This window comes from Pseudomonas sp. RC2C2 (assembly GCF_018390435.1).
GTDB lineage: Bacteria > Pseudomonadota > Gammaproteobacteria > Pseudomonadales > Pseudomonadaceae > Aquipseudomonas > Aquipseudomonas donghuensis.
This window is the reverse complement of record NZ_JAHBAX010000001.1, coordinates 2,551,375-2,577,651: the sequence shown is the minus strand read 5'-3', so window position 1 is coordinate 2,577,651 and position 26,277 is coordinate 2,551,375. Positions and strand designations below refer to the sequence as shown.

General features: G+C 63.3%; 25 protein-coding genes. 14 read left to right on the top strand and 11 right to left on the bottom strand.

What is annotated here, in order from left to right; all coding sequences use genetic code 11:
- Nucleotides 1–276 precede the first annotated feature (276 nt).
- The 6 genes from KHO53_RS11960 to pilM form a co-directional block, all read right to left on the bottom strand.
- Nucleotides 277–1,899 (bottom strand): AAA family ATPase, encoded by a 1,623-nt coding sequence (locus tag KHO53_RS11960; RefSeq protein ID WP_213570338.1) that lies wholly within the window; start codon nucleotides 1,897–1,899, stop codon nucleotides 277–279.
- Nucleotides 1,900–1,915: 16 nt separating this feature from the next.
- Nucleotides 1,916–3,013: a 3-dehydroquinate synthase gene (aroB, locus tag KHO53_RS11955; RefSeq protein WP_010222232.1), complete on the bottom strand. Its 1,098-nt coding sequence runs from the start codon at nucleotides 3,011–3,013 to the stop codon at nucleotides 1,916–1,918.
- A 98-nt stretch (nucleotides 3,014–3,111) separates the two neighbouring features.
- On the bottom strand, nucleotides 3,112–3,630 hold the full coding sequence (gene aroK, locus KHO53_RS11950; protein WP_010222231.1) for a shikimate kinase AroK: 519 nt from the start codon (nucleotides 3,628–3,630) through the stop codon (nucleotides 3,112–3,114).
- Nucleotides 3,631–3,634: 4 nt separating this feature from the next.
- Nucleotides 3,635–4,876, bottom strand: a complete 1,242-nt coding sequence (locus KHO53_RS11945) for a type IV pilus secretin PilQ (protein WP_249684294.1) — start codon at nucleotides 4,874–4,876, stop codon at nucleotides 3,635–3,637.
- 24 nt (nucleotides 4,877–4,900) lie between these two features.
- Nucleotides 4,901–5,752, bottom strand: coding sequence for a pilus assembly protein PilP (locus tag KHO53_RS11940; protein ID WP_213570337.1), 852 nt, complete (start codon nucleotides 5,750–5,752; stop codon nucleotides 4,901–4,903).
- Complete coding sequence (pilM, locus tag KHO53_RS11935; protein ID WP_213570336.1) at nucleotides 5,749–6,870, bottom strand: pilus assembly protein PilM; 1,122 nt, start codon at nucleotides 6,868–6,870, stop codon at nucleotides 5,749–5,751. Before pilM ends, KHO53_RS11940 begins: the two co-directional genes overlap by 4 nt.
- A gap of 134 nt (nucleotides 6,871–7,004) precedes the next feature.
- Here pilM and KHO53_RS11930 point away from each other — a divergent pair, with 134 nt between their 5' ends.
- Nucleotides 7,005–9,458: a penicillin-binding protein 1A gene (locus KHO53_RS11930; protein WP_502937692.1), complete on the top strand. Its 2,454-nt coding sequence runs from the start codon at nucleotides 7,005–7,007 to the stop codon at nucleotides 9,456–9,458.
- Nucleotides 9,459–9,628: 170 nt separating this feature from the next.
- On the opposite strand, the gene KHO53_RS11925 is transcribed toward KHO53_RS11930, so the two are convergent.
- The 3 genes from KHO53_RS11925 to rpmE all read right to left on the bottom strand — a co-directional run bounded on the left by KHO53_RS11925 (nucleotide 9,629) and on the right by rpmE (nucleotide 12,115).
- Nucleotides 9,629–10,897: a malic enzyme-like NAD(P)-binding protein gene (locus tag KHO53_RS11925; RefSeq protein ID WP_010222225.1), complete on the bottom strand. Its 1,269-nt coding sequence runs from the start codon at nucleotides 10,895–10,897 to the stop codon at nucleotides 9,629–9,631.
- A 178-nt stretch (nucleotides 10,898–11,075) separates the two neighbouring features.
- Nucleotides 11,076–11,897 carry a thermonuclease family protein gene (locus KHO53_RS11920; RefSeq protein WP_026001258.1) on the bottom strand — a complete coding sequence of 274 codons (822 nt, stop codon included), beginning with the start codon at nucleotides 11,895–11,897 and terminating at the stop codon, nucleotides 11,076–11,078.
- A 2-nt stretch (nucleotides 11,898–11,899) separates the two neighbouring features.
- Nucleotides 11,900–12,115: a 50S ribosomal protein L31 gene (gene rpmE / locus KHO53_RS11915; RefSeq protein ID WP_010222223.1), complete on the bottom strand. Its 216-nt coding sequence runs from the start codon at nucleotides 12,113–12,115 to the stop codon at nucleotides 11,900–11,902.
- Between the two features lie 171 nt (nucleotides 12,116–12,286).
- On the opposite strand from rpmE, the gene KHO53_RS11910 reads away from it, so the two are divergent.
- The 3 genes from KHO53_RS11910 (at nucleotide 12,287) to KHO53_RS11900 (ending at nucleotide 17,095) form a co-directional block, all read left to right on the top strand.
- Nucleotides 12,287–14,506: a primosomal protein N' gene (locus tag KHO53_RS11910; protein ID WP_159387995.1), complete on the top strand. Its 2,220-nt coding sequence runs from the start codon at nucleotides 12,287–12,289 to the stop codon at nucleotides 14,504–14,506.
- 161 nt (nucleotides 14,507–14,667) lie between these two features.
- Nucleotides 14,668–16,404 carry an arginine--tRNA ligase gene (argS, locus tag KHO53_RS11905; protein ID WP_010222220.1) on the top strand — a complete coding sequence of 579 codons (1,737 nt, stop codon included), beginning with the start codon at nucleotides 14,668–14,670 and terminating at the stop codon, nucleotides 16,402–16,404.
- 1 nt (nucleotide 16,405) lies between these two features.
- Nucleotides 16,406–17,095 carry an SPOR domain-containing protein gene (locus tag KHO53_RS11900; protein ID WP_010222218.1) on the top strand — a complete coding sequence of 230 codons (690 nt, stop codon included), beginning with the start codon at nucleotides 16,406–16,408 and terminating at the stop codon, nucleotides 17,093–17,095.
- A gap of 48 nt (nucleotides 17,096–17,143) precedes the next feature.
- On the opposite strand, the gene KHO53_RS11895 is transcribed toward KHO53_RS11900, so the two are convergent.
- On the bottom strand, nucleotides 17,144–17,563 hold the full coding sequence (locus KHO53_RS11895; protein ID WP_010222217.1) for an NINE protein: 420 nt from the start codon (nucleotides 17,561–17,563) through the stop codon (nucleotides 17,144–17,146).
- Nucleotides 17,564–17,732: 169 nt separating this feature from the next.
- Between KHO53_RS11895 and KHO53_RS11890 the strand changes: the two genes are divergently transcribed.
- On the top strand, nucleotides 17,733–18,443 hold the full coding sequence (locus KHO53_RS11890; protein WP_374045260.1) for a C40 family peptidase: 711 nt from the start codon (nucleotides 17,733–17,735) through the stop codon (nucleotides 18,441–18,443).
- A gap of 18 nt (nucleotides 18,444–18,461) precedes the next feature.
- Here KHO53_RS11890 and KHO53_RS11885 read toward each other — a convergent pair whose 3' ends face one another.
- Nucleotides 18,462–19,469, bottom strand: coding sequence for a type IV pilus twitching motility protein PilT (locus KHO53_RS11885; RefSeq protein ID WP_213570334.1), 1,008 nt, complete (start codon nucleotides 19,467–19,469; stop codon nucleotides 18,462–18,464).
- Between the two features lie 66 nt (nucleotides 19,470–19,535).
- Here KHO53_RS11885 and KHO53_RS11880 point away from each other — a divergent pair, with 66 nt between their 5' ends.
- The 9 genes from KHO53_RS11880 (at nucleotide 19,536) to KHO53_RS11840 (ending at nucleotide 26,208) form a co-directional block, all read left to right on the top strand.
- Entirely contained in the window at nucleotides 19,536–20,222 is a 687-nt protein-coding gene (locus tag KHO53_RS11880; protein WP_010222211.1) for a YggS family pyridoxal phosphate-dependent enzyme, read from the top strand.
- Nucleotides 20,223–20,260: 38 nt separating this feature from the next.
- Nucleotides 20,261–21,079, top strand: a complete 819-nt coding sequence (proC, locus tag KHO53_RS11875) for a pyrroline-5-carboxylate reductase (RefSeq protein ID WP_010222210.1) — start codon at nucleotides 20,261–20,263, stop codon at nucleotides 21,077–21,079.
- 10 nt (nucleotides 21,080–21,089) lie between these two features.
- Nucleotides 21,090–21,680: a YggT family protein gene (locus tag KHO53_RS11870; RefSeq protein WP_010222208.1), complete on the top strand. Its 591-nt coding sequence runs from the start codon at nucleotides 21,090–21,092 to the stop codon at nucleotides 21,678–21,680.
- Nucleotides 21,681–21,844: 164 nt separating this feature from the next.
- Nucleotides 21,845–22,984 (top strand): homoserine O-succinyltransferase MetX, encoded by a 1,140-nt coding sequence (gene metX, locus KHO53_RS11865; protein ID WP_010222207.1) that lies wholly within the window; start codon nucleotides 21,845–21,847, stop codon nucleotides 22,982–22,984.
- 7 nt (nucleotides 22,985–22,991) lie between these two features.
- On the top strand, nucleotides 22,992–23,612 hold the full coding sequence (gene metW / locus KHO53_RS11860; RefSeq protein WP_010222206.1) for a methionine biosynthesis protein MetW: 621 nt from the start codon (nucleotides 22,992–22,994) through the stop codon (nucleotides 23,610–23,612).
- A 24-nt stretch (nucleotides 23,613–23,636) separates the two neighbouring features.
- On the top strand, nucleotides 23,637–24,071 hold the full coding sequence (locus KHO53_RS11855; protein WP_010222205.1) for a DUF4426 domain-containing protein: 435 nt from the start codon (nucleotides 23,637–23,639) through the stop codon (nucleotides 24,069–24,071).
- Complete coding sequence (gene rdgB, locus KHO53_RS11850) at nucleotides 24,068–24,664, top strand: RdgB/HAM1 family non-canonical purine NTP pyrophosphatase (RefSeq protein ID WP_010222204.1); 597 nt, start codon at nucleotides 24,068–24,070, stop codon at nucleotides 24,662–24,664. Before KHO53_RS11855 ends, rdgB begins: the two co-directional genes overlap by 4 nt.
- Nucleotides 24,661–25,875 carry a radical SAM family heme chaperone HemW gene (gene hemW, locus KHO53_RS11845; protein ID WP_036995398.1) on the top strand — a complete coding sequence of 405 codons (1,215 nt, stop codon included), beginning with the start codon at nucleotides 24,661–24,663 and terminating at the stop codon, nucleotides 25,873–25,875. The genes rdgB and hemW overlap by 4 nt, the downstream gene beginning before the upstream one ends.
- A gap of 9 nt (nucleotides 25,876–25,884) precedes the next feature.
- Complete coding sequence (locus KHO53_RS11840; protein WP_010222202.1) at nucleotides 25,885–26,208, top strand: DUF3392 domain-containing protein; 324 nt, start codon at nucleotides 25,885–25,887, stop codon at nucleotides 26,206–26,208.
- Nucleotides 26,209–26,277: the final 69 nt, after the last annotated feature.

The following is a 26,277-nucleotide window of genomic DNA, read 5'->3' as shown; positions in this document are numbered from 1 at the left end:
TTTGCGGGGGCAATAGGGGAGCCATTGTTGCACAGCGACAGGGAAGCCCACAAATTTACGACGAATTGCCGTAAATCCATGTCGCGTTTTTGAATGTTTTTAAGCGTGCACCGTGGTAACGGCATGGCTTGAGTCTGAAGCGTTTCAGCCTGGACTGCAAGATGGGCTTGTGGCCGGCAGTCTGGGACAGAAAAGCCTGCCGCGCAGTACGCAGCAGGCTTGACCGATGTTCAGGAGTCGCTCAGCAGGTGGCGGGGGTAGTGCCACCAGGCTATATCAGCGGGTCGAGGCCAGTTCTTGTTGGACGCTGGCGACGGTACGTGGCCAAGGTTTACCAGCCTGGACCTTGGCTGGCAAGGCCTTGATTGCAGCCAGAGCGGCATCACGGCTGGCGAAGTTGCCATAAGTGATCACGTACAGCGGCTTGCCCTGCAGGGTTTTCTTGAAGTAGCGATAGTCGCCACCCTGCGCCTTGACGTAGGCCTGGGCCGACGCTTCGGAGCTGGTACCGAGGATTTGCACGACATAATTGCCCGGCTTCTGCCCGGCATACCAGCTACCACCGGCCGCAGGCTTGGCCGCCGGCTTCTCGGCAGGCTTAGGTGCAGGCTTGGCGGTTGCAACCTGGGTTGGTGCAGGCTTGGCAGCAGGTGCAACCGGCTTGCTGGCAACAGGCGCCGCCGGCTGCTGCACAGGTGCAACCGGCTGTACCGGAGCAACGGGCTGTGCTGGAGCAACCGGTTGTGCCGGCGCTGGCGCTGGGCCAGCGGCGACACCCGCCGGTGGAGCAATAGTGGTGACGGTAGGTGGCTGCAGTGCGGTTTCGCCAGCAGGCGTGGACTCTTCACCCTCGCCCATGCCGGTCGACTCGGCCAGCGGGCCACGCATCACCGGTTGCGACTGACCTACCAGCGGCAGCGGCATTGGTTGCGAATTGCCGGCGAACTCGATGGCCGGGCCGCCATTGTTCGACTGGGCATTGCCCGGCTGACCTTCACCCAGCGGCAGTTGCGCCTGTTCGGCAGGAGCAGTCGGCGCCTGATCACCCTTCTTCGGCATCAGCACGGCGGCCGCGACGGCGACCACGACGACAGCAGACAACGCCAGCACATGTTTCTTCGGCATATTGAACCCCATTGATGGTCGCTTCGCCGTGGTCCGGCTGGCGATCATGGCTTCGATCAAGGTATCGCGGGCGACCTGGTTGATTGCCCCAGGCCAGCCGTCAGAGTTTTGGTGAATATCAACGATCTGTTCACTGGTGAACACCTCGATGCCCCGCCCGGCACCGTCCAGGCGCTGCTCGAGGTACTCACGGGTTTCTTCTTCGCTATAGGGCTCAAGCTCGATGACATGGAAACGTTCCTGCTCGGCATTGAGCTCTTCCAGCCCGGCGATCAGTGACGGCTCGCCAAACAGGAAGACATGCGGACGCCCTTCCGGAGTGCCCGCCGCCAACTCCAGCAAGGCTTGGAGTGCCGACTCGCCAAGTTGTTCCGCATCGTCCACCAGCAGATAGACTTCCTGCCCGGTCAGTGCCAGTTGCACCACCTGGGCAAGGATGTCCGGGACTTCGACCTGGGCCACGCCCAACGACTGGGCAACCTGGCCGAGCAGGCTGGCGGCATCGCTGGCACCACGGGCGGAAACCACCACACTCTGCACCGATTGTTTGTTGGTGCTGGCCACCAGGGCCTGACGCAGCAGGGTTTTGCCGCTGCCCTGCGGGCCGGTAACCACCAGCAGCAACTGGCTGTAACGGGCCAGGTGGTGCAGTTGGCCCAGCACCGGCTTGCGCTGGGCAGGGAAGAATTTGAAACCCGGCACCCGTGCAGCGAAGGGGTCGTGGTTCAACTGGTAATGGCCGAGAAAGGCCTCGTCGGCATGCAAACTAGTCATCGGACGCTCATCAACCTCAAAGCTGGGCCACGATCGCGCGGTAATCCGCGGCCAGCGTGGCCTGAAGAATCTCTTTCGGATAGTCGTCGGTGACCACCGCTTCGCCCATGCGGCGCAGCAGGACCAGACGCAGACGACCGTCGAGTACCTTTTTATCTACTGCCATGTGCTCCATGAACTGCGCCGGGGTCATCTCCGCGGGCGGCACCACCGGCAAGCCTGCGTTCTGGAACAGACGGATACCACGGTCACGCTCCTGCTGGCTGATCCAGCCCAGGCGCATGGACATTTCCAGGGCCATGACAGTACCGGCAGCGACGGCCTCACCGTGAAGCCACACACCATAGCCCATGTGGGTCTCGATGGCGTGGCCAAAGGTGTGGCCCAGGTTCAGGGTGGCGCGCACGCCGGACTCACGTTCATCAGCACCGACCACCGCGGCCTTGGCCGCGCAGGAACGACGGATGGCCTCGGTCAGCGCCACCTGGTCGAGACCGCGCAGGGCCTGCATGTGCTCTTCGAGCCAACCGAGGAACGGTTCGTCACAGATCAGGCCGTACTTGATCACTTCGGCCAGGCCCGCCGACAGCTCGCGCGGCGGCAGGGAATTGAGACTGCGGGTGTCGATCAGCACCGCATTGGGCTGATAGAAGGCACCGACCATGTTCTTGCCCAGCGGGTGGTTGATACCGGTCTTGCCGCCCACCGACGAATCGACCTGGGACAGCAGGGTTGTCGGCACCTGGATGAAATCCACGCCGCGCTGGTAGCAGGCGGCGGCAAAGCCGGCCATATCGCCAATCACTCCACCGCCAAGCGCAACCACGGTAGTGCGGCGGTCGTGGCGGGCAGTCAGCAGCGCATCGAAGATCAGCTGCAGGGTTTCCCAGTTCTTGTAGGCCTCGCCGTCAGGCAGCACCACCGGCAGCACCGAGTAGGCCCCCAGGGTCTTGCTCAAACGTTCCAGATAGAGGGGTGCGACAGTCTCGTTGGACACGATGGCGACCTGTCGGCCGGCAATATGCGGCGCCAGCAGTTCAGGTTGATCCAGCAGGCCTTCGCCAATGTAGATCGGGTAGCTACGTTCGCCCAATTCGACCTTTAGTGTCTGCATGTGTCCCCACAATGAACTAGGCGCGGCATCGATGGCTCGAACCGCGCGATAACGGTGTGCCCTGTCACGGCATGACTGGTCGCGAGGATAGTCCTGGCTTAACGGGGCGGCAACTTCTGCAAGCGCTCGAGAATATCCTGCACCACCATCCGCGGCGGCCGTTCGTCGGTTTCCACCACCAGATCGGCAATCTCGCGGTAAAGCGGGTCGCGAACCTCCAGCAGCGCGCGCAAGGTCGCCTCCGGGTTGGCCGTGCGCAGCAAAGGCCGGTTGCGATCACGCGAGGTACGCCCGACCTGCTGCTCAACCGAGGCGTGCAGGTACACCACCCGCCCGCCGGCATGCAGGGCTTGGCGGTTGGCATCGCGCATCACCGCGCCGCCTCCGGTAGCCAGCACCACGCCATCGAACGCACAGAGCTCGGCGATCATCGCCTGCTCGCGGTCACGAAAGCCCGGCTCGCCTTCTTTATCGAAGATCCACGGGATATTGGCGCCGGTGCGCAATTCAATTTCCTTGTCGGAATCCTTGAACGGCAGGCGCAGCTCTTTGGCCAGCAGGCGGCCGATGGTGCTTTTGCCAGCACCCATCGGCCCCACAAGTATCAAATTTCGCACAGAATCAACGACTCACAGCAATCGCCTGGTCACTCATGATACGCGGAGTCAGGAAGACCAGCAGCTCGGATTTTTTCTCTTGTAGAACATCGCGACGAAACAGCCGCCCAACATACGGCACATCGCCGAAAAATGGCACCTTGTCGACAACTTTACTTTGCACCGTCGAGTACACGCCGCCGATCACGATGGTCTCGCCATCATTGATGCGCACCTTGGCGTTGACCTCGTTCTTGCGGATCGCCGGCACGTGATCAAGGGCATTGAGGTAGTCGGGCTCGTCCTTGGTCACCTTGACCGCCATGATCACCCGGTTGTCCGGGGTGATCTGCGGGGTCACCTCCAGAGACAGCGATGCCTCACGGAAGGTCACGGACGTGGCGCCGCTGCCGCTGGTTTCCTGATACGGCACCTCGGTGCCCTTGAGGATCCGCGCGGTTTCCTTGTCGGCGGTAACCACCTTGGGCTGGGAGATGATCTCGCCATTGCCGGTCTTTTCCATGGCGCTGAGCTCCAGGTCGAGCAGTACGTTGTTGCGCACCAGGCCCACGCCGATGCTGGACGCGGCCCTATCCACGCCAAGATCGACAAAGGTATCGGCGCTGCCGAGACTCAAACCCTTGCCCACCTGCACGGCGCCACCCCAACGCACCCCCAGGGCCTTTTCGAAATCGACATTGGCCTCGACAATCCGCGCCTCGATCATCACCTGACGAACCGGTACATCCAGTTCGCCGATCAGCCTGCGCAGCTCTTCCAGACGCTCTGGCGGCTGGCTGGCGACCCGGGTATTGGTGCGCTCGTCGACACTCAGCGAACCGTGGCTGGCGCCCCCGGCCTCATGGGCCATCAGGGCGTGGAACAACTCGGCGATATCGGCAGCCTTGGCATGATGGATCGGGATCAGCTCGCGCCGCGACGGCGCTGAACCGGCCAGCTCGGCACGCGGTGCGACCAGCAGCACATTGCCGTCCTTGCGCTGCTCCAGGCCCTTGCTGCGCAGTACCAGATCCAACGCCTGGTCCCAGGGCACATCCTGCAAACGCAAGGTCACCTTGCCTTGAACCGCGTCACTGGCCACCAGGTTGACCCCGGAAAAGTCGGCCAGCACCTGCAATACCGTACGTACCTCGACATCCTGGAAATTAAGCGACAGCGGCTCGCCACCGTACAGCTGCTTCCCCGCAACGACGCCGGCAAACAGACAGCCCCCTATCAGCGCTGCAATAACACCTCCCTTGCCCATCGATGACCTCCCTGGCCAGCACCTTCAACGCAGGGCGAGTGTTCGCCGCCGCAGTTGCCAGCCTTGGCCGGCAATAAAAACCTGCTCGATAACGTCGACCTGCCGCTCGCTTATCTCGACAACCTTCCCCTGATCACGGCCCAGCCGGTCACCGACCTGAAGCCGATGCACAAGGCCATCAGCCTGAATCAGTGCATAGCGGACGCTACGATTGGCCAAGCTACCGACCATCTCGAACTGCTCCAGCGCCAGACGCTGCAAAACATCGGCGGCTGGCTGCAGCGCAGAAGGCGCAAAAGGGTTGCGCAGCACGGCAACTGCTCGGCGCTCGGGAGGCGCTGGCGGCAAGCCCTGCGCCAGGGCATACAGTGAGTGATGCCGGTAGGTCCGGGCTTGCAGCTCCATGAGCACAAGCCCCGCATCGGCCGGCTTGAGCGACAGCCCATGCACGGTCACCAGCCGCGGCTGCGCAGCCAGGTCAGCGAAGAACCCGGCAAGGTCCGAAAAGGTGCCACGCAGACGCAGTTGCAGGGGCCGCTCAAGGTAATGCTCAGCGGGTGACGCCTCGAGCACCTGCAACTGCTCGATGGCCACCGCATGGGCCTCGGCCAGGCGGGACAGGGTTTCGAACACCGCAGGCTCGTCGCGCCCCGACGACAATTGCCAACGGGCTTGTTGCAGACGGCTGTGCAATGCCACCTGCTCGGCACTGCTTGCGCCCTCGTGCGGTAATGGATCGGTCCCTTGGCCAACCTGCATCAGCAAAGGCCGCAAATGCACGGCGTAGGCCACGCTCGCCAGCAGTGCCAGCAACCCCATCAGCATCATCACCTGCACGGGCCAGGCACGCCGTGCCACCGGGCCCCAGAGGCTCAAGGCGCTACCTTCAATGCCGCGGCCAACTCAAACGCATGGCCTTCCTCGACCGCACTTATCTGCTGCAACTCGGCAGAACTGATCAAGGGTGAGGACGACAGGTTACCTGCCAATTGCGCAACCAAAGCGGCCGACTGAGCCATTCCAGTGAGTTTGAGCGCAGTCAGCTCCTGGCTCAGGGCGGTGAGGTACAGACCGTCGGGCATGGCCTGCTCAATATGTTCAAGCACATCCACGGCAAAAAAACGGCCAGCCTGCAGGCCCTCCAACTGACGCAGCTCATGCAGCAGGGCTTCAGGCTCCGGCTGCCCGCCCTCCCGCTTGAGCGTGGCCAGGCTCAGCGCCTGCTCCTGCAGCACGCCCCGGTAATGGAGGTCGACGAACCCGGTGGTAACGGCAGCCAGCAGCACAACGGCTGCACAGCCAGCCTGAAACCTTCGAATACGCAGGCGATGGCGGCGCTCGCGCCACGGCAACAGGTTTAGCCCGCATTCCCACATCGCCAGGCCACAGGCCACGCGCAGGTTCGATGCCACGTGCGCCAGCTCGGCGTCGAGCTGCAGAACAGCCGCCTCGCCTGTGGTTGCACGCTGCACTGCATGAGTATCGATTTCCAGCACCCTGGCGCTCAGCCCTGCGACCTCAAAGGTGGCTTCCAGCACATCCAGCATGCCGCGATGGCAGGCGGTAATCGCCACCTGCACGCTGGATGCATCGCCTGCAACCGGTTCAAGAACCTGGTAATCCAGCGCGGTATCTTCAAGGTCAAAGGGGATGAACTGCTCGGCGGCATCGTGCACGCGCGCAGCGACTTCGGCATCGCCCAGGCCAGCCGGCAGCGTCAGTAATTTGCTGATGGCCCGCGTAGCCGGCAAGGCCACAGCGCCCTGCCGACAGCGGCTGCCGCTGCGCTGCAGTGCGCGTTTCAAGGCTTGGCCGACCACCTCGGGGTCAGCAATCCAACCGTCTACCACGGCCCCTGCAGGCAGCGGCTCAAGCGCCCAGGCCCGCACGCACCAGGCGCCTTTGTGCCGGTGCAACTGCACCAGTCGGATGGACGGCAGGGCAATTTCTATCCCCAGGAGTGAACCGGCATCCATGCCGAAGCGTCCTAGCATTGGTTTTTCCTTGCTGGCGGTAGCCGCGCGCGTAACGCGGCGAGTTGAAAAATGCTTATAATGCCCAGCGTTTATCCTTTGTCCGCTGGCCCCGCGCGCAACCCATTCTTCTATCTGGACGCCCAAAAGCCTTGATACGCCTGCTGAAGTTCTTCTGGTGGTCTTTCGTCGCAGTCATCTGCGCGCTCATGCTCGGTCTGAGCGGCGCATTTCTGTATCTTAGCCCCAGCTTGCCCTCGGTAGAGGCCCTCAGAAGCATCCAGTTGCAGATCCCTTTGCGGGTCTACAGCGGCGACGGCAAACTGATTGCCGAGTTTGGCGAAATGCGCCGCTCGCCCATCCGTTTCGCCGACATTCCGCCGCATTTCATCCAGGCTCTGCTCTCGGCCGAAGACGACAATTTCGCCAATCACTATGGCGTCGACCCCAGCAGCCTGATGCGTGCTGCAACACAATTGCTCAAGTCCGGGCACATCCAGACTGGCGGCAGCACCATCACCATGCAGGTGGCGAAGAACTTCTTCCTCAGCAGCGAACGCAGCTTCTCGCGCAAGACCAACGAGATTCTCCTGGCCCTGCAGATCGAACGCGAACTGACCAAGGACGAGATCCTCGAGCTGTACGTCAACAAGATCTACCTGGGCAACCGCGCCTACGGCATCGAGGCCGCAGCGCAGGTGTACTACGGCAAATCGATCCGCGATGTGAGCCTGGCGCAGATGGCGATGATCGCCGGCCTGCCTAAAGCACCGTCGCGCTTCAACCCATTGGCCAACCCGGTGCGCGCCAAAGAGCGCCGCGACTGGATCCTGGGGCGCATGTACAAGCTCGGCAAGATCGACGAAGCCAGCTACCAGGCTGCCCTGGCCGAGCCGATCAACGCCAGCTACCACGTACCGACCCCGGAAGTTAACGCCCCTTACATCGCCGAAATGGCCCGCGCCGAAATGGTCGGCCGCTACGGCAGCGATGCCTACACCGAAGGCTTCCGTGTCACCACCACGGTGCCAAGCGACCTGCAGGAAATCGCCAACAAAGCGGTACTCAATGGCCTGACCACCTACGATGAGCGCCACGGCTACCGTGGCCCCGAATCGCGCTTCCCGGGCAAGACCCGCGACGCCTGGCGGCAGGAGCTGAGCAAGCAGCGCCCGCTGGGCGGCCTGGAACCTGTGATCGTCACCGACGTCAGCAAGGCCGGCCTGCAGGTTCTGACCCGCGCCGGCAATCAGGAAAGCGTGGCCTGGGAGACCATGAAGTGGGCCCGCCCGTTCCTCAACACCAACAGCCAGGGTCGCGCGCCGCAGCAGCCTTCGGACGTTGCCCAGGTCGGCGACCTGATTCGCGTCCAGCGCCTGGACGACGGCAGCCTCAAGTTCAGCCAGGTACCGGGAGCGCAGAGCGCCCTGGTATCGCTGGACCCGAACAGCGGTGCGATCCGCGCCCTGGTCGGCGGCTTCTCGTTCGAGCAGAGCAACTACAACCGCGCCATGCAGGCCAAGCGTCAGCCGGGCTCGAGCTTCAAGCCGTTCGTGTACAGCGCCGCGCTGGACAACGGCTACACCGCCGCCAGCCTGGTCAACGACGCACCTATCGTGTTCGTCGACGAGTACCTGGACAAGGTCTGGCGCCCGAAAAACGACACCAACACCTTCCTCGGCCCGATCCGCATGCGCGAGGCGCTGTACAAGTCGCGCAACCTGGTATCGATCCGCCTGCTGCAGGCCATGGGCGTCAGCTCGACCATCGACTACATCAGCAAGTTCGGCTTCAACAAGCAGGACCTGCCGCCCAACCTGTCCCTGGCCCTGGGCACCGCGACCCTGACGCCGATGGAAATCGCCACCGGCTGGAGCACCTTTGCCAACGGCGGCTACAAGATCAGCCCGTACCTGATCGAACGCATCGAGAGCCGCAACGGCGAGACCCTGTTCACCGCCAACCCGCCGCGGGTCCCGCAAGCCGAGCAGGTCGAGGCCGGCATCGCCGCGCCAGAGCAGCCGATCACCAGCCAACTGCCGGGTGAAGGCCTGAGCACCGTTGCCAGCAACCCGGCTGCAGACGTCGTCCAGCCCCCTGCCGTGGCCGAGCGCATCGTCGACGGGCGCACTACCTACATCCTCACCAGCATGCTCCAGGACGTGATCAAACGCGGTACCGGGCGCCGGGCCCTGGCCCTGGGCCGTACCGACCTGGCCGGCAAGACCGGCACCACCAACGAGTCCAAGGACGCCTGGTTCTCCGGCTATAACGCCGATTACGTGACCACGGTGTGGACCGGTTTCGACCAGCCGGAAACCCTCGGCCGTCGCGAATACGGCGGTACCGTGGCACTGCCGATCTGGATGAACTACATGGGCGCTGCGCTCAAGGACAAGCCCAACCATGCACCGGCCGAGCCGGAAGGCATCCTCAGCCTGCGCGTCGACCCGGTCAGCGGTCGCGCGGCCACACCGAGCACGCCGAATGCCTACTTCGAGCTGTTCAAGGCCGAAGACACTCCGCCATCGGTCAATGAGCTGGGCAACGGCAGCGCGCCGGGTAGCCCGCTGCCAGCGGATGAGGCGGCACCGATCGATCTGTTCTGATGGCCAGCCCCCAGCGCGGGGCAAGCCCGCTCCCACACTGAAACAGGCCCCATCAGCCTCTGTGGGAGCTGGCTTGCCAGCGATGAAGCCAAAACCGATCCACAGCCGTCACCCACAAAAAAGCCCCGACTCTCACGAGCCGGGGCTTTTTGTTACAACGCTACAACAGCTTAGCCGTTGAACACGTCATCCACGTTTTTCAGCGGGTAGTTCTTCGGATACGGCAGGGTTGCCACGCCGGTCTCGATCGCAGCCTTGGCCACGGCATCGGAAACGACGGTGATCAGACGGGCATCCATCGGCTTCGGAATGATGTACTCACGGCCAAATTCCAGGGAGTCGACGCCGTAGGCTGCGCAGACTTCCTTCGGCACTGGCAGCTTGGCCAGGTCTTTCAGGGCGTTGGCGGCGGCGATCTTCATCTCTTCGTTGATGCGCTTGGCGCGAACGTCCAGGGCACCACGGAAGATGAACGGGAAGCCCAGTACGTTGTTGACCTGGTTCGGGTAGTCGGAACGACCGGTGGCCATGATCACGTCATCACGGGTGGCGTGAGCCAGCTCCGGGGAGATCTCTGGATCAGGGTTGGAGCAGGCGAACACGATTGGGTTCGGCGCCATCGACTTCAGGCCTTCAGCGCTCAGCAGGTTCGGGCCGGACAGGCCGACGAACACGTCAGCGCCTTGCAGGGCGTCAGCCAGGGTGCGCTTGTCGGTAGCGTGGGCGAACACCGCCTTGTACTGGTTCAGGTCGTCACGGCCAGCGTGGATCACGCCAGTGCGGTCAACCATGAAGATGTTCTCGATCTGCGCGCCCATGCTCACCAGCAGTTTCATGCAGGAGATGGCGGCAGCACCGGCGCCCAGGCAGACGATCTTGGCGTCGGCCAGGTTTTTGCCAGCGATTTCCAGGGCGTTGATCATGCCGGCGGCGGTAACGATCGCGGTGCCGTGCTGGTCATCGTGGAATACCGGAATGTCGCACTGTTCGATCAGCGCGCGCTCGATTTCAAAGCACTCTGGCGCCTTGATGTCTTCCAGGTTGATGCCACCGAAGGTGATGGAGATACGCTTGACGGTGTCGATGAAGGCCTGCGGGCTCTCGGCGTCGACTTCGATGTCGAACACGTCGATACCGGCGAAACGCTTGAACAGAACACCCTTGCCTTCCATGACCGGCTTGGAGGCCAGTGGGCCGAGGTTACCCAGGCCAAGGATGGCGGTGCCGTCGGAAATGACTGCTACCAGATTGCCCTTGCCGGTGTACTTGTAGGCCAGTTCCGGATCGCGACCAATTTCACGTACCGGCTCGGCCACGCCAGGGCTGTAGGCCAGCGCCAGGTCGCGAGCAGTCGCGGTAGGCTTGGTGAGCTCGACGCTCAGTTTCCCCGGACGAGGCTGAGCATGGTATTCGAGAGCGGCGGTTTTCAAATCTGACATGGTGGGCATTCCGCTATTTACTGTTCTGACGGACCGCCGAGGATACGCAAAGAGCAAAGGGCCGACAAGACTGCCCGGTCACTTGTGTCAAGGCCTTTAACCTACGACTTTCCGCCAAGAGCCGCAGCCCGCAAGGGTTTTGATGTGTACAATTGAAATTAAAAATGTAGACAATTTTTTATCTTTCGACCCTTTCCAGCATCGACGGATCGGTCAGCGGCAGCAGCCAGCGCTGCTGACCAGGCTTCAGGCCACCTTTGCGGGAACGATCCAGCACCCAACCGCGGGCCTCAATGGATCGACCTTTCAGCTCAGCAAAGAAGGAAGAGGGGAAATTGCGCTGCAACCGCGCGGGTACCTGGAGCACCAGGGCATCGTCGATTTCAATCCAGATCCCCCCGCGATTGCGCTCGATATCCATCACCTTGCCACTTATCAGCGCAAAGCCAGATTGTCGCAACTCGCTCGCCGGGGTCAGTGGCGATTGCCGCCACAGGCCTTTGCCAGCCTGACGAGCGGCACGCTCGGCCTGCTCCTGGCAGACAGTCAGGGCGACGTTGGGCGCGACCGCAACCCGGTAGCCAAGACCTTCACTGAGCAATTGTGCTTCGAAATTGTCGCCAGAACGGCCGTAGACATGAGCCAGAGTGCGGCCGTATTTGTCCCGCGGCTCGACGCCCGGAACCAGGCTCACCTCGCCGCCACTGGCCTTGACCAGGGCTTGCAAACGCTGGCGCGCGGCCTCGGCGAAGGCTTCACTGGTGCGACCTTTGCGACCGATTTCCGGTGCATTGATACCGATCAGGCGGACACTGCGCCCATCATTCAGACGCAAGGTATCGCCGTCGACCACCTGACGCACGCTGACCACCTGTGCATCGACAGGCGCCGCGCAGAACGCCAGGGCCGGCAACTGCCAAATCGCGCCCATAAAAAAGGCGCCCGCGAGGGACGCCTTTTTCAGCAGCAATGCCAAACCCATGGGGCCAGCTTCGCGCAATCTTACTTCTTGGCACCGAACATGCCGAAGCGATCTGCGAACTTCTGTACGCGGCCGCCGGTGTCCAGGACCTTCTGCTTACCGGTGTAGAACGGGTGGCAGAGGTTGCAAACGTCGATCGGCAGGGCCTTGGCCAGAGTCGAGCGAGTTTCGAATTTGTTACCGCAGCTGCAGGTAACTTCTACAGCTTCGTATACCGGATGGATATCGGCTTTCATGGTGTTTCCTCAGTGCTGACGTGCCGCCACTCAACACCATTGTTGAATACCGCACGCAAAATAGGGTCCGAATAATACCAGAGCAAACAGCCAACGCAAGTTGTCGCTTACACCGGCGGTCGTCTGCTAGGCTCGCCGGGTCCTGGAATTCCCCTGCAGAGAACCTTTCGCGTGTCCGACGTCATTCTACGCCTTGCCCTGCCCTCGCCTCTGCGGCGGCTGTTCGACTACAGGGCACCGGCGAGCATGGCGCGCCAGGCACTGACCCCGGGCATGCGCATCCGCGTGCCGTTCGGTCGGCGCGAGATGATCGGGATACTCATCGAGATCAGCGACACCAGCGAGGTGCCGGCCGACAAACTGAAGCCGGCCATAGCCCTGCTCGACCCGGTGTCGCCGGTGCCGCCGGCGCTGTTCAAGCTGTGCCTGTGGACCGCGCAATATTATCAGCACAGCCTCGGCGACACCTTGAGCTGGGCCCTACCGGTGCTGCTGCGCCAGGGCGAACCGGCGCAAGCGCGCCAGGAGCGCTTCTGGCAAGTGGCTCCGGGCGCTCGCCTGGACGACCCGCGCATCGCCCGCGCGCCGCGCCAGCGCGAAGCCCTGGCAACCTTGGCGCAACATCCCCACGGTGTTGCCCATACCTTGCTGAGCAAGCTGATGTTGAGCAAGGACAGCCTCGACCTGCTGCTGGCCAAGGAACTGGTCCAGGTCGAAGTACGCCGCCACCTGCCCCAGGAGCGCCACGAGCGCTGGTTGGCGCAGCCGGAACTGCCCCTGAACGACGAGCAGCGCGCCGCCTTCAATGCCGTGCGCTCGGGTTTTGACAGCTTTCATGCGTTTTTACTGGCCGGGGTTACCGGTAGCGGCAAGACCGAGGTCTACCTGCAGCTGATCCGCGAAGCCCTGGAAGCCGGCAAGCAGGCGCTGATCCTGATCCCGGAGATCAACCTCGGGCCGCAAACCCTGGCGCGCTTCGAGCAGCGCTTCAACGCGCGCATCGCCCTGCTGCACTCGGCGGTCAACGACCGCGAGCGCCTGGACGCCTGGCTCGCCGCCCGCGACGGCGAGGCCGACATCATCATCGGCACCCGCTCGGCATTGTTCACGCCGATGAAAAACCCGGGGCTGATCATCATCGACGAAGAGCACGACGGCTCGTACAAGCAGCAGGAAGGCCTGCGCTACCACGCCCGCGACCTGGCGCTGGTGCGCGCACGCCAGGAGAACATCCCGATCCTGCTGGGTTCGGCCACGCCTTCGCTGGAAAGCCTGCACAACGCCCACAGCGGCCGCTACGGCCTGCTGCGCCTCAATCAGCGTGCTGGCGGCGCCCAGCAGCCGCGCTTCTTGCGTCTGGATGTAAAAAGCCGGCCACTGGACAGCGGCATCAGCGGGCCGATGCAGCAAGCCATCGGCCAGACCCTGGCGGCCGGCCAGCAGGTGCTGGTGTTCCTCAACCGCCGCGGCTTTGCCCCGACGCTGCTGTGCCATGACTGCGGCTGGATGTCCGAATGCCCGCGCTGCGATGCGCGGATGACCGTGCACCAGCGCTCCAACGAGCTGCGCTGCCACCACTGCGGTTATGACGAGCGGGTGCCGCGCCAGTGCCCGCAGTGCAACAAGGTCGACCTGCGCCCGGTCGGCGCCGGCACCGAGCGCGCCGAAGAGCGCCTGAGCATTCTTTTTCCCGATTACCCGGTGCTGCGCGTCGACCGCGACAGCACCTCGCGCAAGGATGCGATGAACCAGTTGTTCGCCACCATCCAGCGCGGCCAGCCGTGCATCCTCGTTGGCACCCAGATGCTCGCCAAGGGCCACCACTTTCCGCGGGTGACCCTGGTGTCGATCCTCGATGCCGATGGCGGCCTGTTCTCGGGGGATTTTCGCGCCAGCGAGCGCATGGCGCAGATGATCGTCCAGGTTGCCGGCCGCGCCGGGCGCGCCGAGGAGCCAGGCAAGGTGATCATCCAGACCCACCTGGCCGACCATCCTTTGTTGGTGCAACTGACCGAACAGGGCTACTTCGCCTTCGCCGAGCAGGCCTTGAGCGAGCGCCGAGCCGCCGGCCTGCCGCCTTTCGCGCACTTGGCCCTGTTGCGCGCTGAGGCGCACAAGCCGGGGCAAGCCGAGGGTTTTCTCGATGAAGCCTGCAGCGCCGCCGAACAGTTATTGGCCGAACAGGGCCTGCACGGTATCGAGCTGCTCGGCCCGGTACCGGCGCCGATGGAGCGCCGCGCGGGGCGGTTTCGCGCGCAATTGTTGCTCCAGGCCAATGCCCGGGCACCTTTGCATCGACTGATCAGCGCCTGGTTGCTAGTGTTGGAGCAGATGCCGTCCGGGCGCCAGGTGCGTTGGTCGCTGGATGTCGATCCGGTGGATTTGTACTGATCCATCGCGGGGCAAGCCCGCTCCTACACACCCCTGTAGGAGCGGGCTTGCCCCGCGATAGCGCCCCAAAGGTTGGCAACCTCGCCCCGGCAACGGATAATGTCCAGTTTTTCCACCTGCGCATCGAAGCGCCGCCGCGCTTGCGGTCGAAAGAGAAGCCCATGAAAGACACCATTCGCCAGCTGATCCAGCAAGCCCTCACCCAACTCGTCACCGACGGTGTGCTGCCTGAAGGGCTGACGCCGGCGATCCAGGTGGAGAACGCCCGGGACAAGACTCACGGCGACTTCGCCAGCAACATCGCGATGATGCTGGCCAAGCCTGCCGGCATGAAGCCGCGCGACCTGGCCGAGAAGCTCATCGCCGCCCTGCCTGCCGACGAGCAGGTCAGCAAGGTCGAGATTGCCGGCCCGGGCTTTCTCAACTTCTTCCAGAATACCCAGGCCCTGGCCTCGCGCCTGGATGCGGCCCTGGCCGACGCCAAGCTGGGCGTGAAGAAAGCCGGCCCGCAGCAGAAGGTGGTGGTCGACCTGTCGGCACCGAACCTGGCCAAGGAGATGCACGTTGGCCACCTGCGCTCGACCATCATCGGTGACGCCGTGTCGCGCGTGCTGGAGTTCCTCGGCGATGACGTGATCCGTCAGAACCACGTCGGCGACTGGGGCACCCAGTTCGGCATGCTGATGGCTTATCTGCAGGAAAACCCGATCACCAGCGACGAGCTGTCGGACCTGGAAAACTTCTACCGTGCGGCGAAAAAACGCTTCGACGAATCCGAAGCGTTCGCCGACCGCGCTCGCGGCCTGGTGGTCAAGCTGCAAGCCGGCGACCCGGAATGCCTGAAGCTGTGGACCCGCTTCAAGGATATTTCGCTGTCGCACTGCCAGAAGACCTACGAGCTGCTCAACGTCAAGCTGACCATGGCCGACGTTATGGGCGAAAGCGCCTACAACGATGACCTGGCCAATGTCGTCAACGACCTCAAGGCCAAGGGCCTGCTGGTCGAGAGCAAGGGCGCCCAGTGCGTGTTCCTTGAAGAGTTCAAGACCGCCGAAGGCGAGCCGCTGCCAGTGATCGTACAGAAAGCCGACGGCGGCTACCTGTACGCCACCACCGACCTTGCCGCCGTGCGCTACCGCAGCAACGTGCTCAAGGCCGACCGCGCCCTGTACTTTGTCGACCAGCGCCAGGCCCTGCACTTCAACCAGGTCTTCGAAGTGGCCCGCCGCGCCGGTTTCGTCGGCCACCCGATGCAGATGGAACACATGGGCTTCGGCACCATGAACGGTGCCGACGGCCGCCCGTTCAAGACTCGCGACGGCGGCACGGTGAAGCTGATCGACCTGCTCACCGAAGCCAAGGAACGTGCCTACGCCCTGGTCAAGGAGAAGAACCCGGAGCTGGCCGAGGCCGACCTGCGCGCCATCGGCGAAGTGGTGGGGATTGGCGCGGTGAAGTACGCCGACCTGTCCAAGCACCGCACCAGCGACTACAGCTTCAACTTCGAGCTGATGCTCAACTTCGAAGGCAACACCGCGCCTTACCTGCTGTACGCCTACACCCGCGTTGCCGGCGTGTTCCGCAAGCTGGGCAAGGACTTCGATGAAGTCGACGGCCAGATCATCCTGCAAGCGCCACAGGAGCAGGACCTGGCCGCGCGCCTGGCGCAGTTCGGCGAGATCCTGAACAACGTCGCCGAAAAAGGCACGCCGCACGTGCTGTGCACCTATCTGTACGACGTTGCCGGCCTGTTCTCCAGCTTCTACGAGAACTGCCCGATCCTCGCCGCCGACACCCCTGAACAACAGCAGAGCCGCCTGCGTCTGGCGGCCCTGACTGGCCGCACCCTCAAGCAAGGTCTGGAACTGCTCGGCCTGGAAACCCTGGAGCGCATGTAAGTTGGCTGCCAAGAAAAAACCCGCACCCAAGCGCGGCGCCAGTCGCTATCAGCCACCTGCCAAGCAACCGATCCCGGGCTGGCTGTGGCTGGCGATCGGCCTGTCGGTGGGCGCCTTTGTCGTTTTCCTGATGAAGCTCGAGCCCGGCAACGACGAGGTCAAGCGCAGCAAGCCCGAGCAGCAGAAGGCCGAGAAGGTCGCCGAGGCCAACAAGACCACGCCAAGCCCGCAGCAGCCGGTAAAACCGAAGTACGACTTCTATACCCTGCTGCCGGAATCGGAAGTGATCGTGCCGCCTGAAGCGGTGCCGGAGAAAACCCCGCCGGTACCGGCGCAACCACCGGTAACCCCGGCGGAAGCGGCGAAGATCGACACCGCCCGGGCCCAGGCGGCGCTGAACGGCCTGACCCCGCCACCGGCGCCACCGGTGATCAAGCCAGCAGCGACCACCCAGTTCTTCCTGCAGGCCGGTTCGTTCCGCAAGCAGGCGGATGCCGACAAGGTTCGCGCGCAGATCATCCTGCTTGGCCAGGCGGTCAAGGTGGAATCCGGAACGGTCAAGGAAGAAACCTGGTACCGCGTACTGGTTGGCCCGTTCAGCAACCGTGAACAGCTGACCGTGGCGCAGAAGCAACTGGCCGGCAGCGGCTTCAGCAACTTGCTGTTGCAGCAACGCCAGACCCGCCAGTAACCCCGCCCCAAGGCCTTGTCGCAGCGCACTGCGACAAGGCCTCAGGCTTTAACGCCGCTGGGCGTTGGCCAGTGACACCTGGGTATTGAGCGTCCAGAAGTCATACAGCACACCCACCAGAAACAGCCCGCCGGTGCACAGGTAGATCAGGCCAGTGATCCACTTGCCCTGGTACATGCGGTGCACGCCAAACACCCCCAGGAAGGTCAGCAGGATCCACGCCAGGCTGTAGTCCAGTGGACCTGGCTGAAAGCGCAGGTCGGCTTCGCGGTCCATCGCCGGGATCAGGAACAGGTCGATCAGCCAGCCAATGCCCAATAGGCCCAGGGTGAAGAACCAGAGGGTGCCGGTGACCGGTTTGCCGTAGTAGAAGCGGTGCGCGCCGGTGAAGCCAAAAATCCACAGCAGATAACCGATCACTTTGCTGTGGGTGTCGTGCAACTGACTGCCCTGTTGATAACTGTTCATTCATAGCCCCTGTGGGTTATCGATAAATTTTCTAAAGAAAAATGTGACTTTTCTCTGGCGACCCGACGTGTGGTCATTTGCCACCCCGCCCGCCGCAAACCCCTATCCTGTCTGGCCCACGCCTTTCAAATGCAGGCCAATCGCCGCTTCTGGCGGTTTTTGCCGGCACCTGGAATCGACCAACGGATCAGAATTTGATCAAAAAGCTGTTATAAAGTTGCGCGCTAACCTACCTAGAGCCCTGCCTATGCGTCCTTTTTTCAAGACATGGCTGACCATCTGCCTATTATTGCCACTGGCCGCCCACGCCACCAATCGTGAGCAACGGCTACCCAACGGTTTCTCCGGGTATACCTCCAATTCCACTGCTGCACGTCCATACAAGAACGTCAGCAGCAACATCCAGCACAGCCCCAAGCGCAGCGCCCGTTCGAGCAAGCCGCTACCGGTCGCCGCGGCCATGTCGCCGCAGCAGAGCAGCGATGTGCTCAGCCGTGCGGTCAACGTGCTCGGCACCCCGTACCGCTGGGGCGGCAGCAGCCCGAGCAAGGGCTTTGACTGCAGCGGCCTGGTCAAGTACGCCTTCAACGACATCGATGAAGTCGACCTGCCACGCACCTCCAACGCCATGGCCAGCGGCCACGGCATCAAGGTCGACCGCAACGACCTCAAGCCGGGCGACCTGATCTTCTTCAACATCAAGAGCCGCCGGGTCAACCACGTCGCCATCTACCTGGGTAACGACCGCTTCATCCACGCGCCGCGCACCGGCAAGCGGGTCAGCATCGACACCCTGAACAAACCTTACTGGCAAAGCCGCTACGTGGTTGCCAAACGCGTCCTGCCAAAAAGCCAGCAACTGGCCCTGGCCAAGCGCTAGAAACGTCCCGGCGCCCGCTCACGAGCGCTGTCGGGGCCTGACCAGCCCTTGCCGCACCAGGCCCTGCAGACATCCGTCCAGGGTCTGCATGCCCTGCGCCCCACCTGTCTGAATCGCCGAATAGAGCTGCGCCACCTTGCCCTCACGGACCAGGTTACGCACTGCCGGCGTTGCCAGCAGGATCTCATGGGCCGCCACCCGCCCACCGCCTACACGCTCGACCAATACCTGCGAGACCACCGCCTGCAGCGACTCGGCCAGCATCGCGCGCACCAGTTGCTTCTCCTCGGCGGCAAACACATCCACCAGGCGATCGATGGTTTTCGCCGCCGACCCGGTGTGTACCGTGGCCAGCACCAGGTGCCCGGTTTCCGCCGCAGTCAGCGCCAGGCGTATCGTCTGCGGGTCGCGCAGCTCACCGAGCATGATCACATCCGGGTCCTGACGCAGCGCCGCACGCAATGCCTGGGCAAAACCATGGCTGTGCCGGCCGATCTCGCGCTGACTGATCCGGCTACGCTGCGAGCTGTGGATAAACTCGATGGGGTCCTCGAGGGTGACGATATGCAATGGCCGCTCGCGGTTCAGGTGATCGACCAGGGCCGCGAGGGTGGTTGACTTACCCGAACCGGTGGGCCCGGTGACCAGCACCAGCCCGCCCGCCAGCTCGGCAATCTGTCGAAACACATCCCCAAGACCCAGCTCGGCCAGGCTGCTGACCTGCGCCGGAATCACCCGCAGCACCGCCGCAGCGCCCTGCAACTGCTGGAACACATTGACCCGAAAGCGCGCCAATGCTGGCACGGCGAAGGCAAAGTCGACGTCCAAATGTGTTTCAAAATCCTTTTGCTGCGCCTCAGACATGATTTGCGCGAGCAGTTCATCCATGTGTTGCGGCGTCAGCAGCGGCAGCGACAGCGGGCTCAAGCGCGCCTCAAGACGCAGCGCCGGTACTTCGCCCGCCGCCAGGTGCAGGTCGGAGGCACCGGCCCGTACCGCCAGCGCCAGCAGTTCAGTCACATCCATGAGACTCCCCAAAGACCGCCAAGCAGGTAGAATGCCGCAGACCCAAAGAGCCGCTGGCATCGATCAATGTCCACCATAGCAGACAACCTTTCCACGCTCGCCGCACGCATCCGTGCCGCCGCGCTGGCCGCCGGGCGCGAGCCTTCGGCCGTCCAGCTGCTGGCCGTGAGCAAGACCAAACCCGCCGCCGCCGTGCGCGAAGCCTTCGCCGCCGGGGTGCGCGATGTCGGTGAGAACTACCTGCAGGAAGCCTTGAACAAACAGGGCGAATTGACCGACCTGCCCTTGACCTGGCACTTCATCGGCCCCATTCAGTCTAACAAGACTCGTGCGATTGCCGAGCACTTTGACTGGGTACATTCCGTGGACCGCCTGAAAATCGCCCAACGCCTGTCCGAGCAACGCCCCGACCACCTTGCAGCGTTGAATATCTGCCTGCAGGTCAACGTCAGTGGCGAAGCGAGCAAGTCCGGCTGCACCCCCGAGGAGCTACCGGCGCTGGCCCGCACCATCGCCGCGCTGCCACGCCTGCGCCTGCGCGGGCTGATGGCGATTCCCGAGCCGACCGACAACGAGGCCGCCCAACAAGCCGCCTTCGCCCGGGTGCGCCAACTGCAGGCGAGCCTTGGCCTGGACCTCGACACCCTGTCCATGGGCATGAGCCATGACCTGGAAGCCGCGATTGCCCAGGGCGCGACCTGGGTGCGTATCGGCACCGCGCTGTTCGGTGCCCGTGACTACGGCCAGCCCTGACCCATGCTTTTTCCCTCTTTCCCTATCAAGGACCTGACATGAGCAAGACTCGTATTGCCTTTATCGGCGCCGGCAACATGGCTGCCAGCCTGATCGGCGGCCTGCGCGCCCAGGGCCTGGAAGCTTCGCAGATCCGCGCCAGCGATCCGGGCGCCGAGCAGCGGGCGAAAATCCATGCCGAGCACGGCATCGAGATGTTCGCCGACAACGCCCAGGCCATCGAAGGTGCCGATGTGGTGGTCCTGGCGGTCAAGCCACAGGCGATGAAAGCCGTGTGCGAAGCCCTCAAACCCAGCCTCAAGCCCGAGCAACTGGTGGTCTCGATTGCCGCCGGGATCACCTGCGCGAGCATGAACAACTGGCTCGGCGCCCAGCCGATCGTGCGCTGCATGCCCAACACCCCGGCGCTGCTGCGCCAGGGCGTCAGCGGCCTGTTCGCCACCGCCCAGGTTTCGCCGGCCCAGCGCCAGCAGGCCGAGCAGCTGCTGTCGGCCGTGGGTATCGCCCTGTGGCTGGACGCCGAGCAACAGCTCGATGCGGTGACCGCCGTGTCCGGCAGTGGCCCTGCGTACTTCTTCTTGCTGATCGAGGCCATGACCGCCGCCGGCGAAAAACTCGGCCTGCCACGGGAAACCGCCGCCAAGCTGACCCTGCAAACCGCCCTGGGCGCCGCGCACATGGCGGTCAGTAGCGATGTCGACGCCGCCGAGCTGCGCCGCCGGGTAACCTCGCCGGCCGGCACCACGGAAGCGGCGATCAAGTCGTTCCAGGCCAATGGATTCGAAGCGCTGGTGGAACAGGCGCTGGGTGCCGCTGCGCACCGCTCGGCCGAAATGGCCGAACAACTGGGCAACTAAGGAGCCGAAGATGATCGGATTGAACACCGCTGCAATCTATGTGCTGCAGACCCTCGGCAGCCTGTACCTGCTGATCGTGGTCCTGCGCTTTGTCCTGCAACTGGTGCGCGCGGACTTCTACAACCCGCTCAGCCAGTTCGCCGTACGTGCTACCCAACCGCTGCTCAAGCCGATGCGTCGGGTGATCCCGAGCCTGTTCGGCCTGGACATGTCGTCGCTGCTGCTGGCGCTCATCATCCAGATGCTGGTGATGGGCCTGACCCTGCTGCTGGCCTACGGCACCACCGGCAACCCGCTGCAACTGCTGGTCTGGTCAATCATTGGCGTGACCTCGCTGTTTCTGAAGATTTTCTTCTTCGCCCTGATCATCAGCGTGATCCTCTCGTGGGTCGCACCGGGCAGCCATAACCCGGGCGCCGAGCTGATCAACCAGATCTGCGACCCGTTCCTCGCCCCGTTCCGGCGCATCCTGCCAAACCTGGGCGGCCTGGACATCTCGCCGATCCTGGCGTTCATGGCCCTGAAGCTGATCGACATGCTGGTGATCAACAACCTGGCGGCGATGACCGGAATGCCGGAGGTTCTGCGCCTGTTGGTCTGATCTGCACCTGCAGCGCCCTATCGCTGGCAAGCCAGCTCCCACAAGGCTCGCGACAACCTGTGGGAGCTGGTTTGCCAGCGATGTTTTTCAAGCCTTGGCACATTGCTTGCCGCCCACCCCGGTGGTCTTTAGACTTACGCCTCATTCAAGCGTGAGCAGGGTCGATGTCCACTGTCTTTCCCGAAGATTCGGTCGGTCTGGTAACACCGCAACTGGCACAGTTCAGCGAGCCGCTGGCGCTGGCCTGCGGTCGCTCGCTGGCCACCTATGAACTGATCTACGAAACCTACGGCACGCTCAACAGCAAGGCCAGCAACGCCGTGCTGATCTGTCATGCGCTGTCCGGCCATCACCATGCCGCCGGCTACCACAGCCCCGACGACCGCAAGCCGGGCTGGTGGGACAGCTGCATTGGCCCTGGCAAGCCGATCGATACCAATCGCTTCTTCGTGGTCAGCCTCAACAACCTCGGCGGTTGCAATGGCAGCACCGGCCCCAGCAGCATCAATCCGCTCACCGGCAAGCCCTACGGCGCCGATTTCCCGGTGCTGACCGTGGAAGACTGGGTGCACAGCCAGGCGCGTCTGGCCGATCGCCTGGGCATCCAGCAATGGGCCGCAGTGGTAGGCGGCAGCCTGGGCGGCATGCAGGCACTGCAGTGGACCATCACCTACCCCGACCGTGTGCGACACTGCCTGGACATCGCCTCGGCGCCCAAACTCTCGGCACAGAACATCGCCTTCAACGAGGTGGCGCGCCAAGCCATCCTTACCGACCCCGAGTTCCACGGTGGCTCGTTCCAAAACCTGGGCGTGATCCCCAAGCGCGGCCTGATGCTGGCGCGCATGGTCGGGCACATCACCTACCTGTCCGACGACTCCATGGGCGAGAAATTCGGCCGCGAGCTGAAAAGCGACAAGCTCAACTACGACTTCCACAGCGTCGAGTTCCAGGTCGAAAGCTACCTGCGTTACCAGGGCGAGGAATTCTCCGGTCGTTTCGACGCCAACACCTACCTGCTGATGACCAAGGCGCTGGACTACTTCGACCCGGCCGCCAGCCACCGCGGCGACCTGGCGGCGACCCTGGCGCATGTCACGGCGGACTACTGCGTGATGTCGTTCACCACCGACTGGCGCTTCTCGCCGGCGCGCTCGCGCGAGATCGTCGACGCCCTGATCGCCGCACGCAAGAACGTCTGCTACCTGGATATCGACTCGCCCTATGGCCACGATGCCTTCCTGATCCCGACCCCGCGCTACATCACGGGTTTCACGAACTACATGAACCGCATCGTCTGCTGAGGACCCTATGAGAGCCGACCTGGAAATCATCCAAGACTGGATCCCCGCTGGCAGCCGGGTACTCGACCTCGGTTGCGGTACCGGTGAGCTGCTGGCGTCGTTGCGCGACCACAAGCAAGTCACCGGCTATGGCCTGGAAATCGACCCCGACAACATCGCCCAGTGCGTGGCCAAGGGCGTCAACGTCATCGAGCAGGACCTCGACAAGGGCCTGGGCAATTTCGCCAGCAACAGTTTCGACGTGGTGGTCATGACCCAGGCCCTGCAGGCCGTGGAGTACCCTGACCGGATTCTCGACGAAATGCTCCGCGTTGGCCGCCAGTGCATCATCACCTTCCCCAACTTCGGCCACTGGCGTTGCCGCTGGTACCTGGCGACCAAAGGTCGCATGCCGGTTTCCGACTTCATGCCGTATACCTGGTACAACACGCCGAACATCCACTTCTGCACCTTTGAAGACTTCGAGGCCCTGTGCGGCGAACGCCGCGCCCAGGTCCTCGACCGCCTGGCGGTCGACCATTTGCACCGCCACGGGTGGGCGAGCAAGCTATGGCCTAATCTTCTAGGTGAGATCGGCATTTACCGTGTCAGCAGCCCCGGCCTTACCGAACACAAGGTCGCGGTTTAACCCGCACACCGGAGGAGAACGATCATGGGTCGCTTGTTGAGCTGTTTACTGGTTGCCTGCCTGAGCCTGTCGGCGGTTGCCGCCGATGCCATCAAGGGCGAGCGCAAGGAAGTCTTTGGCGATACCACCGTGCACTACAGCACCTTTATTTCCACCTTCCTGCAGCCGGACATTGCCAAGTCTGCGGAGCTGGTGCGCAGCAAGAACCAGGGCGTGATCAACGTCTCGGTGATCAAGGCCGGCAAGCCGGTGGTCACCCAGGTCAGCGGCACCGTCAAGGACCTGACCAGCGCCTCGGTACCGCTGAAGTTCAAGCAGATCACCGAGCAAGGCGCGATCTACTACATCGCCCAGTTCCCTGTTGAGCAACAGGAAACCCGTACCTTCACCATCAATGTTGGCGTTGACGGCAAGACCGAAACCATCAGCTTCAACCAAGAGCTTTTTCCAGGCGAATGATGACTTTTCAACAAATCGTATTGGCCAGCCACAACGCCGGCAAACTCAAGGAACTGCAGGCCATGCTCGGTGATACCGTGCGGCTGCGCTCCATTGGCGAATTCAGCAGCGTCGAGCCGGAAGAAACCGGCTTGTCGTTCGTCGAGAACGCCATCCTCAAGGCACGCAATGCCGCACGCATTTCCGGCATGCCGGCGCTGGCCGACGATTCGGGCCTGGCCGTGGACTTCCTGGGCGGCGCGCCAGGCATCTATTCGGCACGTTACGCCGATGGCAAAGGCGACGCCGCAAACAACGCCAAATTGCTCGATGTGCTCAAGGACGTCCCGCAGGAGCAGCGCGGCGCCCAGTTCGTCTGCGTCCTGGCCCTGGTCCGCCATGCCGACGACCCGCTGCCGATCCTCTGCGAAGGGCTGTGGCACGGTCGCATCCTGACCCAGGCCAGCGGCGCCCACGGTTTTGGCTATGACCCGCTGTTCTGGGTGCCGGAGCGCGATTGCTCGAGCGCCGAGCTGAGCCCTGCCGACAAGAACCAGATAAGCCACCGTGCCCGCGCCATGAGCCTGCTGCGTCAACGTCTGGGCCTGGCATGACCGAGCGTTCGCCGGCACAGCCACTGCACCTGGGCGAGGCTGGCTTTACTTCCCAAGCACCGCGGGCGGCCCTGCCACAGCTGCCGCCCCTGGCGCTGTACATCCATATCCCCTGGTGCGTGCGCAAATGCCCGTACTGCGACTTCAACTCCCACGCCGCCACCCCCGAACTACCGGAAGAAGCCTACGTCGACGCCCTGCTCGCCGACCTCGACCAGGAGCTGGGCAACGTCTATGGCCGCCCGATCAGCTCAATCTTCTTTGGCGGCGGCACCCCGAGCCTGTTCAGCGCCCGCGCCCTGGGGCGCTTGCTGGTAGGTGTGGAACAACGCATACCGTTTGCCAGGGACATCGAAATCACCCTGGAGGCCAACCCCGGGACCTTCGAACAAGAGAAGTTCAAGGCCTACCGGCAGCTGGGCATCAATCGCCTGTCGATCGGCATCCAGAGCTTCCAGCAGGCCAAGCTCGAAGCCCTGGGCCGCATCCACAACGGTGACGAGGCCATTCGCGCCGCCGACATGGCGCGCAATGCCGGGTTCGACAACTTCAACCTCGACCTGATGCACGGCCTGCCCGACCAGTCGCTGGACGACGCCCTGGGCGACCTGCGCCAGGCGATTGCGCTGAACCCCACGCACCTGTCCTGGTACCAGTTGACCCTGGAGCCGAACACGGTGTTCTGGAACCAGCCGCCGCTGTTGCCCGAAGACGACATCCTCTGGGACATACAGGAGGCCGGCCAGGCCCTGCTGGCCAGCCACGGCTATGCCCAGTACGAAGTCTCGGCCTACGCCCAGCCTGGCCGCGCCGCCCGCCACAACCTCAACTACTGGAGCTTTGGCGATTTCATCGGCATTGGCGCTGGTGCCCACGGCAAGCTCAGCCACCCCGACGGACGTATCCTGCGCACCTGGAAGACCCGCCTGCCCAAGGACTACCTGAACCCGGCCAAGGCCTTCAAGGCCGGCGAGAAGCTGCTGCCGGTGGATGAGCTGCCGTTCGAGTTCCTGATGAACGCCCTGCGCCTGACCCAAGGGGTGGAGATCGAGCTGTTCAGCCAACGCACCGGCTTGCCGCTGGAACAGCTCGCAGCAGCGCGCCGTGAAGCCGAACAAAAAGGGCTTTTGCAGGTCGAACCGACGCGACTGGTCGCTACCGCGCGTGGCCAGTTGTTCCTCAACGACCTGCTGCAGTATTTCTTGACCTAAGGATTGCGAATGGACCTGGTACTCGACTTGCTCTCGACCGTTTCCCGCTGGAGTCGCAGCAACTTGTCGGAGATTTCCCTGGCCTTGGTGGGCTGTTTGCTGGTGCTGTTCGGCACCGACATCAAAGGCTGGGTCGAACAACGCCTGGGCGGCCTTGCAGGCGCCTTGCGCGTACCGTTCATGGCCTTGCTGGTGATGATCGGCAGCGGTGCCGCGCTGATCTATGCCACCCCGTGGGTGGTGAAGGGGCTGGCGCAGTTCAACAACTATGCGTTGGCGCCGGTGTTGCTGATTGTGCTGGTGTTGATTGGCGTGGTTGCTGATCGACGCTGAAAAAATATGGCGCTTTCAGGGCTGCTTCGCAGCCCATCGCCGGCAAAGCCGGCTCCCACAAAGATCTCC

Coding starts and splice junctions, on each gene's coding strand:
- KHO53_RS11960 (WP_213570338.1), bottom strand. CDS start 1,899: ATGACTAGTTTGCATGCCGACGAGGCCTTTCTCGGCCATTACCAGTTG.
- aroB (WP_010222232.1), bottom strand. CDS start 3,013: ATGCAGACACTAAAGGTCGAATTGGGCGAACGTAGCTACCCGATCTAC.
- KHO53_RS11945 (WP_249684294.1), bottom strand. CDS start 4,876: ATGGGCAAGGGAGGTGTTATTGCAGCGCTGATAGGGGGCTGTCTGTTT.
- pilM (WP_213570336.1), bottom strand. CDS start 6,870: ATGCTAGGACGCTTCGGCATGGATGCCGGTTCACTCCTGGGGATAGAA.
- KHO53_RS11925 (WP_010222225.1), bottom strand. CDS start 10,897: ATGTCAGATTTGAAAACCGCCGCTCTCGAATACCATGCTCAGCCTCGT.
- rpmE (WP_010222223.1), bottom strand. CDS start 12,115: ATGAAAGCCGATATCCATCCGGTATACGAAGCTGTAGAAGTTACCTGC.
- argS (WP_010222220.1), top strand. CDS start 14,668: ATGAAAGACACCATTCGCCAGCTGATCCAGCAAGCCCTCACCCAACTC.
- KHO53_RS11895 (WP_010222217.1), bottom strand. CDS start 17,563: ATGAACAGTTATCAACAGGGCAGTCAGTTGCACGACACCCACAGCAAA.
- KHO53_RS11885 (WP_213570334.1), bottom strand. CDS start 19,469: ATGGATGTGACTGAACTGCTGGCGCTGGCGGTACGGGCCGGTGCCTCC.
- KHO53_RS11880 (WP_010222211.1), top strand. CDS start 19,536: ATGTCCACCATAGCAGACAACCTTTCCACGCTCGCCGCACGCATCCGT.
- proC (WP_010222210.1), top strand. CDS start 20,261: ATGAGCAAGACTCGTATTGCCTTTATCGGCGCCGGCAACATGGCTGCC.
- KHO53_RS11870 (WP_010222208.1), top strand. CDS start 21,090: ATGATCGGATTGAACACCGCTGCAATCTATGTGCTGCAGACCCTCGGC.
- metX (WP_010222207.1), top strand. CDS start 21,845: ATGTCCACTGTCTTTCCCGAAGATTCGGTCGGTCTGGTAACACCGCAA.
- metW (WP_010222206.1), top strand. CDS start 22,992: ATGAGAGCCGACCTGGAAATCATCCAAGACTGGATCCCCGCTGGCAGC.
- KHO53_RS11855 (WP_010222205.1), top strand. CDS start 23,637: ATGGGTCGCTTGTTGAGCTGTTTACTGGTTGCCTGCCTGAGCCTGTCG.
- rdgB (WP_010222204.1), top strand. CDS start 24,068: ATGATGACTTTTCAACAAATCGTATTGGCCAGCCACAACGCCGGCAAA.
- hemW (WP_036995398.1), top strand. CDS start 24,661: ATGACCGAGCGTTCGCCGGCACAGCCACTGCACCTGGGCGAGGCTGGC.
- KHO53_RS11840 (WP_010222202.1), top strand. CDS start 25,885: ATGGACCTGGTACTCGACTTGCTCTCGACCGTTTCCCGCTGGAGTCGC.